The 14,296-nt window shown below is 69.1% G+C and carries 17 protein-coding genes; 9 read left to right on the top strand and 8 right to left on the bottom strand.

What is annotated here, in order from left to right; genetic code table 11:
• Nucleotides 1-11 precede the first annotated feature (11 nt).
• Both AB0L97_RS20335 and AB0L97_RS20330 read left to right on the top strand, forming a co-directional pair.
• Nucleotides 12-950: a threonine/serine dehydratase gene (locus tag AB0L97_RS20335; protein WP_364431658.1), complete on the top strand. Its 939-nt coding sequence runs from the start codon at nt 12-14 to the stop codon at nt 948-950.
• 105 nt (nt 951-1,055) lie between these two features.
• A complete protein-coding gene (locus tag AB0L97_RS20330; protein ID WP_355077846.1) occupies nt 1,056-1,604 on the top strand; it encodes a thioredoxin family protein in 549 nt (182 codons plus the stop codon).
• Here the strand turns inward: AB0L97_RS20330 and AB0L97_RS20325 are convergent.
• Nucleotides 1,585-1,812, bottom strand: coding sequence for a hypothetical protein (locus tag AB0L97_RS20325; RefSeq protein ID WP_364431655.1), 228 nt, complete (start codon nt 1,810-1,812; stop codon nt 1,585-1,587). The two genes, AB0L97_RS20330 and AB0L97_RS20325, sit on opposite strands and share 20 nt — an antisense overlap.
• A gap of 300 nt (nt 1,813-2,112) precedes the next feature.
• Here AB0L97_RS20325 and AB0L97_RS20320 point away from each other — a divergent pair, with 300 nt between their 5' ends.
• On the top strand, nt 2,113-2,628 hold the full coding sequence (locus AB0L97_RS20320) for an ester cyclase (protein WP_355077848.1): 516 nt from the start codon (nt 2,113-2,115) through the stop codon (nt 2,626-2,628).
• Nucleotides 2,629-2,698: 70 nt separating this feature from the next.
• Nucleotides 2,699-3,625, top strand: coding sequence for a hypothetical protein (locus tag AB0L97_RS20315; protein ID WP_355077849.1), 927 nt, complete (start codon nt 2,699-2,701; stop codon nt 3,623-3,625).
• A gap of 86 nt (nt 3,626-3,711) precedes the next feature.
• On the opposite strand, the gene AB0L97_RS20310 is transcribed toward AB0L97_RS20315, so the two are convergent.
• Nucleotides 3,712-4,326 (bottom strand): dihydrofolate reductase family protein, encoded by a 615-nt coding sequence (locus AB0L97_RS20310; protein WP_364431652.1) that lies wholly within the window; start codon nt 4,324-4,326, stop codon nt 3,712-3,714.
• Between the two features lie 66 nt (nt 4,327-4,392).
• Complete coding sequence (locus AB0L97_RS20305) at nt 4,393-5,340, bottom strand: helix-turn-helix domain-containing protein (RefSeq protein ID WP_364431650.1); 948 nt, start codon at nt 5,338-5,340, stop codon at nt 4,393-4,395.
• 153 nt (nt 5,341-5,493) lie between these two features.
• On the opposite strand from AB0L97_RS20305, the gene AB0L97_RS20300 reads away from it, so the two are divergent.
• The gene (locus AB0L97_RS20300; RefSeq protein WP_356960941.1) at nt 5,494-5,949 is read left to right on the top strand and encodes a hypothetical protein; all 456 of its coding nucleotides are present in this window, start codon (nt 5,494-5,496) and stop codon (nt 5,947-5,949) included.
• Nucleotides 5,950-5,952: 3 nt separating this feature from the next.
• Here the strand turns inward: AB0L97_RS20300 and AB0L97_RS20295 are convergent, their stop codons facing one another.
• A complete protein-coding gene (locus tag AB0L97_RS20295) occupies nt 5,953-6,858 on the bottom strand; it encodes a universal stress protein (RefSeq protein ID WP_355077853.1) in 906 nt (301 codons plus the stop codon).
• 73 nt (nt 6,859-6,931) lie between these two features.
• The gene (locus tag AB0L97_RS20290; protein WP_364431647.1) at nt 6,932-7,330 is read right to left on the bottom strand and encodes a hypothetical protein; all 399 of its coding nucleotides are present in this window, start codon (nt 7,328-7,330) and stop codon (nt 6,932-6,934) included.
• A 206-nt stretch (nt 7,331-7,536) separates the two neighbouring features.
• On the opposite strand from AB0L97_RS20290, the gene AB0L97_RS20285 reads away from it, so the two are divergent.
• Nucleotides 7,537-8,442: an EamA family transporter gene (locus AB0L97_RS20285; protein WP_364431646.1), complete on the top strand. Its 906-nt coding sequence runs from the start codon at nt 7,537-7,539 to the stop codon at nt 8,440-8,442.
• 13 nt (nt 8,443-8,455) lie between these two features.
• Here the strand turns inward: AB0L97_RS20285 and AB0L97_RS20280 are convergent, their stop codons facing one another.
• The gene (locus AB0L97_RS20280) at nt 8,456-9,343 is read right to left on the bottom strand and encodes a helix-turn-helix transcriptional regulator (RefSeq protein WP_364431645.1); all 888 of its coding nucleotides are present in this window, start codon (nt 9,341-9,343) and stop codon (nt 8,456-8,458) included.
• A gap of 101 nt (nt 9,344-9,444) precedes the next feature.
• On the opposite strand from AB0L97_RS20280, the gene AB0L97_RS20275 reads away from it, so the two are divergent.
• On the top strand, nt 9,445-10,197 hold the full coding sequence (locus AB0L97_RS20275; protein WP_364431643.1) for an SDR family oxidoreductase: 753 nt from the start codon (nt 9,445-9,447) through the stop codon (nt 10,195-10,197).
• Between the two features lie 388 nt (nt 10,198-10,585).
• Here the strand turns inward: AB0L97_RS20275 and AB0L97_RS20270 are convergent, their stop codons facing one another.
• Nucleotides 10,586-11,476: a phosphotransferase gene (locus tag AB0L97_RS20270; RefSeq protein WP_364431640.1), complete on the bottom strand. Its 891-nt coding sequence runs from the start codon at nt 11,474-11,476 to the stop codon at nt 10,586-10,588.
• 620 nt (nt 11,477-12,096) lie between these two features.
• Nucleotides 12,097-13,257 carry a helix-turn-helix transcriptional regulator gene (locus AB0L97_RS20265; RefSeq protein ID WP_364431637.1) on the bottom strand — a complete coding sequence of 387 codons (1,161 nt, stop codon included), beginning with the start codon at nt 13,255-13,257 and terminating at the stop codon, nt 12,097-12,099.
• 163 nt (nt 13,258-13,420) lie between these two features.
• Here AB0L97_RS20265 and AB0L97_RS20260 point away from each other — a divergent pair, with 163 nt between their 5' ends.
• Both AB0L97_RS20260 and AB0L97_RS20255 read left to right on the top strand, forming a co-directional pair.
• A complete protein-coding gene (locus tag AB0L97_RS20260; RefSeq protein ID WP_364431634.1) occupies nt 13,421-13,735 on the top strand; it encodes a hypothetical protein in 315 nt (104 codons plus the stop codon).
• Nucleotides 13,732-13,917 (top strand): hypothetical protein, encoded by a 186-nt coding sequence (locus AB0L97_RS20255; protein ID WP_364431631.1) that lies wholly within the window; start codon nt 13,732-13,734, stop codon nt 13,915-13,917. The genes AB0L97_RS20260 and AB0L97_RS20255 overlap by 4 nt, the downstream gene beginning before the upstream one ends.
• The last annotated feature ends 379 nt before the right edge of the window (nt 13,918-14,296 follow it).

The raw sequence follows: 14,296 nt of genomic DNA, 5'->3' as shown, positions 1-14,296 counted from the left end.
CGAGGAGTTCGATGGAACTGACGCACAGCGACGTGAAGGCCGCTGCCGAACGGTTGGCCGGGCTGGTCAGACCGGTGGCCGTGGCGCAGGCCGACCGCACGGGCGAGCTGTGGTTCGCATTGGAGTTCCTGCAGCACACCGGCAGCTTCAAAGCCCGGGGTGCGCTGAACTTCTTGCTCACGCATCGCGAGAACGGGACGCTACCTCGGGTAGGCGTGACGATCGCCTCGGGCGGCAACGCCGGACTCGCGTGCGCGTGGGCAGCGCGCAGCCAGGGAATTCCCGCCACGGTGTTCCTGCCGACCACCGCGCCGCGGGTCAAAGTGGACCGGTTGACCTCCTATGGCGCCGACGTCCGCCTGGTGGGGACGCAATACGCCGACGCGCTCGCGGCCAGTCGCGAATTCGCCGACGCCACCGGTGCCCTGCTCTCCCACGCCTACGACAACCCGCTGGTCGCCGCCGGTGCGGGCACGCTCATGACCGAGATCCACGAGCGCATCCCCGATCTCGGCGCCGTCGTGGTCGCCGTCGGCGGCGGCGGGCTGTTCGCGGGTGTGGCCACCGCCGCCGATCACTACGGTGTCCGGACCGTCGCCGTCGAACCGGTTCGTTGCCGCGCGCTGCACGCCGCGATCGAGGCCGAGCAGGTCGTGGACGTGGAGGTCGACTCGATCGCCGCCGACTCGCTCGGCGCCCGGCGCGCCTCGCAGCTGGCGCTGACGGCCGCACAGCGCTACGACGTGGCCTCGGTGCTGGTCGACGACGACGCGATCGTGGCGGCGCGCCGCGAGCTGTGGGCGCAGCGCCGCCTCGCCGTCGAGCACGCCGCGGCGACCGCCTTGGCGGCGATACGCGGCGCGGAGCCGGCGTTCCGACTTAGGCCCGGCGAGCGGGTGTGCGTGGTGCTGTGCGGAGCGAACACTGATCCGGCCGATCTGACCTGCTGAGAAGCCCGCCACGCCGACTGACCGTTCATCGGCGTATTTCCGACGAATCGGACGACACGGGGTTAGGCTCCCGCTGTCCTCTGCGATCCCGACGGAAGGCACACCATGGCGCATACCTCACACATGGTTCCCATCGGCACACCGCTACCCGACTTCGCTCTACCCGATCTCGACCAGCGGATCTACTCCCGCGACGACTTCGCGGACGGACCCGGTCTGCTGGTCGTCTTCGCGTGCAATCACTGCCCCTACGTCAAGCACATCGAGGCCGCGCTCGGCGAACTGGTCGACTCGCTGCCGTCCATGCCGACCGTGGCCATCTGCACCAACGACGCGACCGCCTACCCGGACGACGCACCGCTGCGGCTGCGCGACCAAGCGATCCGCGCGGGCTGGACGTTTCCCTATCTCGTCGACGAGGAGCAGCACGTGGGGCGGGCCTTCCGCGCCGCATGCACTCCCGATTTCTTCCTCTACGACGCCGACCTCCGACTCGCCTACCGCGGCGCATTCGACGAATCGACGCCCGGGAACGGCAAGCCGCTGACCGGGGACGACTTGCGCACGGCCGTCGAGGCCGTGCTCGCGGGCGAGCCCGCGCCCGAACCACACCGGCCGAGCATGGGTTGCTCGATCAAATGGCGGGACGCCTGAAGATTTTCCACTGGGCGGTGGCGGCCCGCCGCACGGCGCGCGAGGCCTTGCCGGCGTGACCGGCGTCGTACGGCGGCTGCGGGTCGTACTCGATGATCAACTGAGCGATCTGTGCCTGCTCCGCGCCGAAGACGTCCCCGACCAGCCACAGCGCCAGATCGATGCCTGCGGAGACTCCTGCGGCCGTGGCTGTTCTCCCGTTACGCACCACTCGTTCCTCCGGGCGAACGTCCGCGCCGAGTGCGCGCAATGCCGACTGCGCCGGCCGATGCGTCGTGGCAGGCGTCCGTCCAGCAGTCCGGCCGCGGCCAGTACCAGCGAACCCGTGCACACCGAGCTCGTCCACCGGGTGGGGCTCCGGTGCGCTCGCCGCAGCCAGGCCGGCAGCGCGTCGTCGACCGCGGCCGCCGCCGGGCCGGGCCCGTCGGGACGAGCAGGATGTCGGGCGTGGGCGTGGAGCGCGGTCATCCCCGAATAGGTCACTATCGCGATGACGAAAGGATTACCGTTGACGAACTCAGGCGACCCGGGCTCGGTGGCGCGTCGTTACGTCGAGGCCATCGGCGAGCAGGACTGGCAAACCGTCTCCGACTGCTGGCGGCCGGGTGCGATCGACGTGTTCGTCGGCGTCGCCGATCTGCGCGCTCCGGGCGAGGTCGTGGCCTTCTTCCGTGACGTGCACGCCGCGGTCCCCGACCTGACGGTGGAGATCCTCTCGGTCACAGCGCAAGACGAGCGTGCCGTGGTGCACTGGCGCATGCACGGCCGGTTCGACGGCACCGCGCCGCTGATCGGGTTGGCCCCCAACGGAAGACACCTCGATCTGCTGGGCACCGACGTGTTCGTCGTGCGCGAGGGGCTGATCGAGTCGAACACGGCGATCGTCAACGGGCTGGAACTCGCCCGCCAACTCGCCGTGCTGCCCCCGCAGCACTCGATCGCCGAGCGGGTGCTGTTCGGACTCGCCAATTCGATTGCCCCACTGGGCAAAGCGATTCGCGCACGGAACCGTTCCGGACGATGAGCCACGCTGCCGATCCCGCCTCCGATGAGGGACACTGTTCCCCACACCGGGGATCGAAAGGGGTGGGACGTTGGCGACGATCGTCCTCGTGCACGGCATCGCGCAGGAACAGGAATCGGCCGACACGCTGGAGGCGCGCTGGTTGCCCGGACTCGCCGGAGGCGTACGCAACTACGGCGCACCCGAATTGGCGGACCGATTGTGGCGCAACGGTACTCCCGGCGACTTGTCGACCCGCATGGCGTTCTACGGCAATCGGTTCCTGGTCGAGGGCGCCCAGGGTGCGGGGACCGAACTCGACGACGAGCAACTCGACCTGATGGAGCAACTCGCGGCCACGTGGCTCGCGACAGCCGTGGAGCACGCCGGTGACCAGCGCGATCGGGCGACGGCCCGCCGACTCGGCACTCCCCCGCCGCCGGACGCGGTGGCGCAGGGAGCAAACGCGAGGCTGCGGCCCGCTTTGAACGCGCTGATGCGCTTGCGCTGGTTCGCGCCGTTCGGGTTCGGGCTGGCCCAGAAGTTCGTCATAGCGGCACTGTCCCAGGTCACCCGGTACTTCACCGACGACGAGGTGCGGGAGTACGCCCAGCGGCAGGTGCTCGACCAGATCGGCCCCGAAACGCGCCTGGTGATCGCGCACTCGCTCGGCAGCGTGGTGGCCTACGAGGCGCTGCACCGCACCGACCATCCGGTGTCCCTGCTGACCATGGGCTCGCCACTGGGCCTGCGCACGGTCGTGTACGACCGGCTGCGCCCGCAGCCGAGCACCGTGCCGAAGGCGGTGACGAACTGGCACAACCTGGTGGACGAGGACGATCTCGTCGCGGCGCACCTCGATCTCACCGTGTTCTTCCCGCCGTATCCCGGCGGCACCGTCGCTCCGGTCACCGAGCCGCACTTCGACAACGGCGCGTCGCCGCACGACTCCACGAGCTACCTCGTCAAATCGGTCACCGGCGGCATCGTCACGAAAGCGCTCGGACACTCCATATAGTTCGCACTGGCACTGTCCGAGTTTCGAAATGGCGAGCGCTGGACCGAAACTCAGCGGCAACCCCCTGCGCGATCCGGAGCCGACGCTTACCGAACGCTCTGGGAAAGGTGCACTTTCGCGTCTTCGTACGTTCCGGCGAGCGCGGCCTCGTCGCGGGTGTAAACCAGGTGCAGCACCCCGGTGTCGAAGGTCTCCGAGGACAGCAGGCGCAGCGGAACAGTGGTTGCGCCGTCCTGGAACAGGCGCTCGCCTTTGCCGACCGCGATCGGATGCACCAGCAGGTGCAGTTCGTCCAGCAGCCCGGCGGCCAGCAACTGACGGACGACCGAGACCGAGCCGCTCATGCCGATGTCCCCGCCCGGCTCGCCCTTCAATGCCGTCACCACCTCGATCAGGTCGCCGTCGATCACTTCGGAGTTGCGCCAGGTGAATTCGAGGTTCTGCCGCGTCACCACGAGTTTGCGCGCATCGCCCAGTTTCTTCGCGAACGCCGCGTCCGGGCCACCCGCCGCTTCGCGCTCCGGCCATGCGCCCGCGAAGCTCTCGTAGGTCCTGCGGCCGAGCAACAGGGTGTCGGCGGCGCCGAGTTGGGCGTCGACAGCCGCCCCCATGGCGTCGTCGAAATACGGGAAGTGCCAGTTCTGCGGATCTTCGATGACGCCGTCGAGGGCGATGAACAGGCCTGCGGTGATTTTCCTCATGCGCGTTGCTCCTGGATCGGTGTTGCGAACTCGGTCGCTTGATCCGACGGGGTGACGCGCGAGAACTCATCGGTCGGCGTGAAAGGCTGCCCGGTAGTTGTGCGGGCTCGTCCCGACCACTCGCTTGAAGCGGTCGCGGAACGCGGTCGGCGACCCGAAACCGACCTGGCCCGCGATCCGGTCCACCGGGTGACTGGTGACTTCGAGCAGATGCTGCGCCTGCCGGATGCGCGCACGCAACAGCCATTGCAGGGGCGTCGTTCCGGTGTGCTCGCGAAACCGCCGGTTGAGCGTGCGGGTGCTCATTCCGGCTTGTACGGCGATCTCGTCGAGGGAGAGGTCGCGCGCGGAGTTGTCCTGGATCCACCGCAGCACCGGCTCCAGCACCGAGCCGCGCGGCGTCGGTGGCTGGTCGTGCACGATGAACTGCGCCTGTCCCCCTTCCCGCTCCAGCGGCACGACGGATTTCCTGGCCGCGTCCGCCGCCACCGCCGAGCCGTAGTCGCGGCGGACCATGTGCAGGCACAGATCGATCCCGGCCGCGGCGCCCGCCGAGGTGAGCAACGAACCGTTGTCCACGTACAGCACGCCGGGGTCCACCTCTATCTCCGGGTAGCGGGCGGCTAGTTCCGCGGTGGCGAGCCAGTGCGTGGTCGCGCGATGGCCGTTCAGCAATCCGGTCGCCGCCAAGATGAAGACGCCGGAACAGATCGACGCGATACGGGTGCCCGCGGCGGCGGCCCGGCGTAGCGCGTCGATCACCTCGTCCGGCACCGGCAGGCCCGGATCGGCGCAGCCGGGCAGCACGATCGTGTCGGCCTCGGCCAGCGCGTCGAGCCCCCGGGACGCACACAGCGTGAACACGCCCGCGTCGACCGTCGGCGCGGGCGCGCAGACCAGCACGCGATAGGCGGGGCGTCCGTCGGGCAGGCAGGTTCGCCCGAACACCTCCACCGGCGTGGCCAGATCGAACGAGATCACTCCGTCCAGCGCGAGTACGACCACGGTGTGCATGGCAATAGCGTAGTTATCCGGTCGATTTCAGCCAATGCCGATCTAGTGCGCCCTGGGAGGAGTGGGCAGTTCAAGGCTAATGGCGAGAATCAATCGCTATATGGCACTTTCGCCAATTTCTCGTACGCGCCGCGCTTACTAGTGTCGACCGCCGTGACGAAGTTCCTGCTCTCGGTCCACGTGCTCGCCGTGATCATCGCCGTCGGACCCGTGACGGTGGCTGCCAGCATGTTTCCCGCCACCACCCGCCGCGCCCTCGCCCCATCCGGAGCCGAGCACAGCCCCGCCGTCCTCGGCACGTTGCATCGCATCTGCCGGGTCTACGCTCTGCTCGGCGTGCTCGTCCCGGCCTTCGGTCTGCTCACCGCGCTGAGTCTCGGCGTGCTCAGCGACGCATGGCTGATGGTGTCGATCGGGTTGACGGCCGCCGCGGCGGGTGTGCTCGCACTGCTCGTGCTGCCGGGACAGCAGAAGATCCTGGCAGACCTCACCGGGACGACACCGACGCTGATCCGCCGTCTCGCCATGGACACCGGGGTGTTCAACCTGCTGTGGGCGGCGGTCACCGTTCTGATGATCGTCCGGCCGGGTTCGACGACCGGAGCGTAACGCTCAGTCGGGCAGGTGGCGGACCACCATCGACAGGTCGCGGACGATCATGATCGGGCACGCCACCGACAGCAGCAGCGCCTGACTGGTCGAGCCGAGCAGCATGCCTGCGAACCCACCTCGGCCCCGGCTACCGACCACGAGCAACTGGGCTCGCTCGGAGCGTTCGAGCAGACAGCGCTCGGGCCGATCGGTCACGATCTCGCGCCGGATCTCGACGTCCGGAAAGCGCTCCTGCCATCCGGCGAGGCTCTCCGCGAGCACGATCTGCTTTTCGGTGTCACCCGCGAGCTCCGCCCTCGCCGACGGCAATTCGACGCCGGTCCACACGTGCAGTGCCAGCAGCGGCACATCCCGCGCCGAGGCCTCGTGCAGTGCCGCTTCGATGGCGGGTTCACTGACCTCCGTACCGTCCACCCCGACCACGATCAGCTGCTTCCTGGCCTCCGGGCTGAGCGGCGCGCCCTCCCGGACCACGACCAGCGGGCAGCGCGCCCGGCGGGCCAGCGCCGCGCTCACCGACCCGAGCAGAGCGCGCCGGACGGTCCCGCGTTCCCGGGTTCCGACCACCATCATCCGCGCTCCGCGGGTACGGTCCAGCAGCGCCGGACCGACCGGCTCGTACACCAACTCGGTGGTGATCTCGATGTCGTGCAACGCCCGGACCGCGATGAGCGCCTCCTCGGTCGCGGTGTCCAGCACCCAGCGACCGTGCCCCTCCAATCGGGCGTAGTCGGTGCTGGTGAGCGGTTCGGTGACGCCGGGCCCGTAGTCGGCGACCGGATCCAGCACGTGCACCAGACACAGCGGCGCCCGATGCTGCGCGGCCGCCTGCGCTCCCCACGCGACCGCCGCCGCCGATCCGGCGGACCCGTCCACACCGACCACGATCGGCCCGTTGCTTCGCATGCTCACTTCCTTTCCCGACGAAAAGATCGAGCTCAGCACCGCCGATTTCGACACTACCGGCGCGGCGGACCCGTCAACCGCCGAGGACGACGCACGCGTACCCCAGGTGGACGCCTTCACCGACCCGCAGGTCGATTCCCGCCACATACGGTGCGTACGGCTCTTGTACCGCGCTGACGGTGTGCGGCCCCGGTGTCGCGGGCACCCAGTCGATCAGTGCGACGCCGCCCGACGGGCGGACCACGCCGAACAGGATGCCGTTGTCGTAGAACGTCACCGGTGTGACGATGTCGGTCACCGTCGCTCGCGCGGTGTAGGTGCAGCCTGTTCCGTAGTTCGTCGCCAAGCCGAAATTGATGCCGGGATACATCCCCACCTGGGTCACCGTGGCTCCGGCCACGGGTGGGCAAGCCAGCGCGACTGCCGCGCCGGTTCCGATCGCCGCCGCTATCGCGGCAACTCCTTTTCGCATGCGGAGTGGTCCTATCGGTCGTGAGTCGCTCTTCGTCGAACGGACGCCGGCCGCGCACCGGCGCGATAACTAGATACTCACTCCCCCACGGCTTCGACGGGGGCAAACCGCGGAATCTCGATGGGGCCCGCACCGCCTGACGGTCGTGTCGCCCCGGCGTGGTTGGGTGTCCGGAGGTCTTCCCGAGACAACGGAGGTGCGGCGTGGTGGCGATCGACTTCGAGCGGAGGGCGCGCGGGGCGAGGACGGTCTCGGTCCGGCGTTCGGTCGCCGCTCAGGGGCTCGGTGGCGTACCGCCGACGGCGCTGGTGCTGGCGGGCATCGTCAGCGTGCAAGTGGGCGCGGCGGTGGCGAAGCAACTGTTCGCGGCGACCGGAGCGGCCGGTGCGGTCACGCTGCGGCTGGTCTTCGCCGGGATCGTCCTGCTGGTGATCTGGCGCTCGTCGCTGCGGGTGGCACGCGGCGCGCTGCCGGTCGTCCTCGGCTACGGCGCGGTGCTCGCGCTGATGAACCTCTCGTTCTACGAAGCGATCGATAGGATTCCGCTCGGCATGGCGGTGACCATCGAGTTCCTCGGACCGCTGAGCGTCGCGCTGGCCGGATCGCGGCGCTGGATCGACCCGCTGTGGGCGATGCTCGCCGGGGCGGGAGTGCTGCTGCTGACCCGGGCCGACGGCGACGTGAACTGGGCCGGAGTGCTGTTCGCGCTGGCCGCGGCGGCGTGCTGGGCAGGCTACATCCTGCTGAGCGCCGCACTCGGCGAACAGACCAGCGGCGGCGGCGGTCTGGCACTGGCCATGGCGTTCGGCGGCCTGGTCATGCTGCCGGTCGGCGTCATCGACGCGGGCGCCGCGCTGTTGCAGCCCGGCGTGCTCGCCGCCGGATTCGCGGTGGCGTTGCTGTCGTCGGTGCTTCCGTATTCGGTGGAGCTGGAAGCGCTGCGGCGGATCCCGCCCCGCGTCTTCGGTGTGCTGATGAGTCTGGAGCCAGCGGTCGCGGCGATCGCGGGTTTGGTCGTCCTCGGTCAGATCATGAATCTCGGACAGTGGGCGGGCGTCGCGTGTGTGGTGGCTGCGTCGGCGGGGGCGACGCGGACCGAAGCGAAGGATTGACGGCTCCGGCCACTCAGCGCGTTTGCCGCGTCACGTCCGGCTGACCGGCGGGACGCTGCGCATCATCTGCCGTCCCCGGGTTGTCGGCGATCAAACTGCCGAGCAGTGCCAGAGATCGCTCCGAGGGCGATCCCGGCTCCGCGTGGTAGGCGATGAGTATCTGGCCCGGCGCGCCGTTCACGCTGAACGTCTCGTAGGACAAGGTCAGGTCCCCGACCATGGGGTTGCGAAATTCCTTGACGCCCCCGGTCTTCGCCCGGACGTCATGGCGGGCCCACAGCTGCCGGAACTCCTCGCTCTTCAGCGACAACTCGCCGACCAACTCGGTCAATCGCGGGTCGTCCAGGTCCGCGCCCGCGGTCGCCCGCAGGCTGGCGACGGTGTCGGCCGCGATGGTCGGCCAATCCAGGTAGACGTCGCGCGCCTCCGGATCGAGGAAGACCATGCGCACCTGATTCACTCCCGGAACCGAACACGAGTTGACGGCCGCGGCCAAGGGATTCGCCGCCAGGACGTCCAGGTACCTGCCCAGCACCAGCGCCGGCGTGTGCGGCCACGCGTTCATCAGGCGCAGCAAGCCGGGCGCCACACGTTCGGGCCGCCGCGGCGCTCTCGGCCGTCTGGCCGTCGGCCTGGCCAGTTCCCGCAGGTGCGCCGTGCCCTCCTCGTCCAGCGCGAACACCCGCGCGAGCGACGCGATGACCTGTTCGGAAGGATGCCGGTCGCGCCCTTGCTCCAGTCGCACGTAATAGTCGGCGCTCACCCCGGCGAGCAGCGCGATCTCCTCCCGGCGCAGACCGGCGACCCGCCGCTGGCCGCCGCCCGGCAACCCGAAATCCTCCGGTCGCACCAATTCGCGGCGCGCGCGTAGGAAGGCGCCCAGTCGATTGTCGGAGTCCATGACCCGAGCGTAGGTCAGGGGCGCCGCTCCTGGGTGGCCCCGCGACTACCAGGAAGTCCGCAGCCTGCCAGGCGCACGCGAAGGGCCGGAAAGTAGTGGACATGACGAACGACAACCTCACCGGCCGCGTCGCGGTCGTCACCGGAGCATCGAGTGGAATCGGCGCCGCCACCGCACGGCGGCTCGCGCGGAGCGGCGCCAAGGTCGCCCTGCTGGGCAGGCGCAAGGATCGCATCGAAGAACTCGCCGCCGAACTCGGCGCGGACGCCCTCCCGGTCGTCGCCGACGTCGGCGATCAGCAGTCCGTGCGCGATGCCGCCGCCACGGTGCGTGCGGCGTTCGGGCCCGTGGACCTCGTCGTCGCGAACGCGGGCGTCATGCTCGCCGCGCCGTTCGAGTCCGCGCTCACCGACGAGTGGGACCAGATGGTCGGCACCAACGTCACCGGGCTGCTCTACACCGGACGAGCGTTCATCGATGACCTGCTCGCGGCCGCGACCGACGGCAAGCGCGCCGATCTGGTGCTGGTCGGCTCGATCGGCGGGCACACGGTCTTCCCCAACTACGCCGTCTACACCGCCACCAAGGCGGCGGTCGCACACCTGACCCGCAACCTGCGCGCCGAGTTCGGGCCGCGCGGCGTCCGGATCAAGAACATCGAACCGGGCTTCGTCGGCACCGAACTCGGCGACGGGATGCAGGACGAGCAACAGCGCTCCGGCCTGGCGCAGTGGCGCACGGCGATCGAGATCCTGGAACCCGGCGATATCGCGGACGCGATCGCCTACGCCGTCGACGTACCCCGGCACGTCAACATCGCCGAGATCGTCGTCGTCCCGACCCAGCAGGGCTGATCGCCGACGCGTTCGCCGCTACCACCCTGGCGGATGACCGACACTGCCCCGGCGCCGCGCCAGGCCCGAGGACGCCTCGGCGGCCGCCGAGATGGGATACCTCGGCTGGCGCGACGCACATCGGGCCGACGTCCCCGACATCCCGGCCGTGCGTCCGCGCGACTCGTTCGAGTCCGCGGCCGAGCGCGTCGGCGACACCCGCGCCCGCCGCCTTCCCTACGAACCAGGGCTGGACCGGCGAAGGCGTCTTCACCCACGCGGCTCCTGGCCCCACTGATCCGGTCCTGGTTCCCGCCCACCGCTATACGAAGCTGCCCTGACCGCTCTCGCGATTGCTGCGGACGACGCACTGTCGTACCCAGCAGGCGCACCGGGATGTCGCGGCAGACTAGTCGGTGTCCGCCCACTCGGGCCACGGTCGCATGCCCTCGTCACCGCGGATGTATGCGAGGCGGCGCAGCGCCAACCGCTGATGGCTCGGGTCGACGGCGGCGGCCCGCAACGACTGCAAGGCCATCCGGAACTCCTGGATGTCGCGCAGCAGGTAGAAGCCGTCCCACCGCATCACATCCCGGCCGTATCCGGTACAGAACTCGGCGTACTCCGAGGCGGTGATCTTTTTGGCGGTCCAGCACTCGATCGCCATGTGCACCAGGTCCCACTCCGGTGGGCCGATCACAGCCCGTTCCAATCCGACCAGGATCGCGTCGCCGTCGTCGCCGACCACCACGCCGTCGCCCGAGCCCGCGCCCTGCACCACCGACCACGGCAGACCCCGCGGCAGCGCCTTCCAGCGGCCGCGCAACTCGTCCAGATGTTTGCCCAACCAGCGCCGGTCGTCCTCGGTCACCGTCTGGGCGGCGGCGATGTCCTCCTCCACCCGAGCCAGGGGCGCCATCCGGCGCAGCTCGAAACCGGGCAGCGGCAGCCGATGCAACTCTCCCAGCGCCTTGCCGACCTCGCCGGGCGTGCCGGAGTGATGCGGCGGCAACTCCTGCCAAAAGGTCACCGGTCGGCCGTCGACCACGACCGGCTGCGGGATATCCGGGACGACCCGCGTCGCCGACACCCCACAGGTCTCCAGCCATCGAGACACGGCGACTTCCCGCGAAGTCGCCAGCTTCTGTTCCCGCCCGCCGATCCGCACGACGATTCCGTCGCGCAACCGATAGACCCCCTGCGCGCCCACGGGCTCGGCATCGCTCGCATCGATACCGACGCTCACACAGGCGGCACGCAGAATCGACCGCATGCCGTTGCCCGCGACATCCGCGGTCATGTCGACCCCCCGCAACCGCCCCGGGGGGAGTAGCACCGCATCTCGCTCTCGAGCCTCATGGCAGCCATCCAGATACCGGGGGGCAAACACCCCATTTTCCCTGGTCAATGGACATTACCCGAGAGATTCCACCGCGCTCAGCAACCAAACAGAATCCGACCGATTCGCCCGAATTACCCCGTTCGACAGCTCCCACATCCCGCCCATGCACCGAAAACGGTCCCCGTGCCCCGCAGCACGATGCCGCCGCCCAACTGCCGCGACTTACGCCAGAAGGTGAAGCGATGTGCGAGCACCGCGAAGTGGCGAAGGCGAGAACGCGCCGGACCCACTCAACGTAACCACCGACCTGGGGGTCCGGGGGCGAAGCCCGCCGGGCGGGGTGTGGGGGTTGCACCCCCACAGAACACCCAGTTCCACCAAAAAGGCGAGTGCTCTCCGCGAGCACTCGCCTTCGTTGGTGGAGCTGCCGGGAATCGAACCCGTTCCGCACCCCTGGTCGCGGGTCCGAAATGCCACCTACCTGCGTTAATACATCTCATCGAATCTCATCCGACCACACCTAATCTCGGTAGGTTGTGGGCAAAATGTGGGCACCGATGCCCTCAGCGCGGCTTAGGTCACAGCGTCGTACCGAGCCAGGACGCGAACCCCACCAGGCCCTCACTCTGGCGCCGCTGCGCCGCGGCGATCCCGTGCACAGTCTCCCGCACCCCCGGGTGCAACCGGGTCTGCTGCGGTGCCGCTGCACGCGCCTTGTTCAACGCAACCAGCGCCTTGTCCGGCTTCCCCGACATCAACCACGCGCGGGCGTTGTCCTGCCAGTGATGGCCGATCCGGGTGGGTGGCGCTCCGGCCGAGTAGACCAGCCCGGCGCCCTCTATCGCGGCCCGGTTCGGGTCGCCGGATTCCAGCTCGATCGCGTGCGAGTGGATCTCGGTGTTCAGCGGCCCGAAGTCGACCATGTACAGATCGGTCTCGCCGGTCCGCGCCGCGATCTCTCGAGCCGCGTCGATGTGGTCGACCGCGGCCGCGTGGTTCAGCTTCCGCGCTTCGTTCACCGCCCCGGCAAGGTGCGAGTACCCGCCCAGAATCAGCCCCGGGTGGGTTTCGTCGGCTGCGGATATCGCCGAATCGATGAGTTGGCCGGCGACCTCCGACTCCCCGTAATGGGTGAGCACCCGGGCCCGTGCCAGGACGGAGAACGCACCCCAGTTGCGATCATCGGATAGGGGCGCATAGGTGTCTGCCAGGTCGAGCGCGGGCAGCGTCAGCAGTAGGTGACCAGTTCTCCGGGCGGACCACTCGGCGAGCACGTACGCGGCCGTTAGCAGGGTGTACGCGTGCGCCTGCTCGTCGCCGGACAGCTCCCGCACAGCGCCGTGCAACCGGCGGATGATGCCCGGCAATACCGCGATGGTCTGGCGCGTACGGTCGCGGCGGTACAGCAGTTGCGCGGCCGACAGGTCCGCCTCGAGCTGCGGCAGCGGACCAGGATCCACCGCACGGGCGTACCGACCTTCGGTCAACAGCACCGACAGTTCGTTCACCGCATCCGACAGGGGCTTGCCGTCGTCGTAGGGTGCGCCGGTCAACTGCTCTGGGGTGATCCGTAGAGCACGCGCTACCGCCGAGATGAAGCCGGGGGACGCGGGTTCTCGTCCCTGCTCGACTGCCTTGACCATGCTCAGGCTGTAGGCCGCACGGGCTGCGAGCGCCCGTTGGCTGAGTCCAGCAATCTTGCGTTCCGATGCGATCCGCTGCCCCACGCTGTCGCTCATGTCCCGAGGGTAGATCGATCGCGGGCCGCTGTCCCCTCACTGTCCCTCGGTGGTCTTGCCGTACGCGAACGTTTTTGGCAGGCCCCGGCGCCGAGTGACCCCCGAATCCTCGGCGCCGGGTGCCTCACCAACCCACACCACCACAGCGCGTCGAGGGGGCACCGTGACCGATGAGCTCGTCACCACGCTCGTTGTCATCGCAAGCGTTCCTGCCGGGCTCTGGCTGCTATTCGACGGCCTGCCCCGGTTCCTTGAGCGTGGCGAGAAACAGCCCGCTCCCGCCCTCGATGGTGAGCTACCGGCACGCGACGAATACGACTGCCACCCTGCGCCACTCGTGCCCTTCACCGTTCCGCAGGCCCGGATCGTCATGCAGAAGCTCATCCGCTGCGATGCCGAGCGCTGCGACTGCAAAGCCGCTGCGTTCCGAGTGCTCGTCGAAGCGGGTCTCGTGAGGCCAGCGAAGGCGCTGCGGTGAACGCAGCCAAGCCGGACGATGACGCGCTGCGGTTCTGCGGATACTCGGACGATGGCACCCCGCAATACGTCGGCCCGGACGGCTGGCCGCGCACGCCCGAAGAGCACGCCGAGATCCTCGAGGATGGGGCGATCGACCGCGCCCGCGAGCTACTTGGCCCACAGTCCGATGATGCCGAGTAGGGGCGACACCGCAACCGGTTACGTCACGTGATGGAACCAATTGTTCCCAGGCGCCGCAACATTTGTAACGGTCACCGGACCGGGGGTACTCGCCACTGAGTACCCCCGGTTTCGTCGTGAGAGGGAGTTGGACTCCCTGCCAAGCCATCCGGGGACTCGATGTCCCTCAGTTCTGATTCGGCCTCGGTGCCAGCGTTTTTGCCGACAGCGGCAAGGGGGGGTGCGTTCGCCGCACACCCAAGCAGGAGGCCGCGCACCAGTGCGCGGCCTTCGCAACCACGGTGCTCATGACCGGGGTTGCCCAGACCCGTAGCCGACCCGAGCCGCTATGGGCTCCGACTGATCCTGACGACGGCCTTCCGGGGTACTCCCCCAGGGG

Source organism: Nocardia sp. NPDC051911 (assembly GCF_040681035.1).
Classification (GTDB): Bacteria; Actinomycetota; Actinomycetes; order Mycobacteriales; family Mycobacteriaceae; genus Nocardia; species Nocardia sichangensis.
The sequence above is the reverse complement of the archived record's forward strand: the minus strand, read 5'-3'. Positions and strand labels throughout refer to the sequence as shown.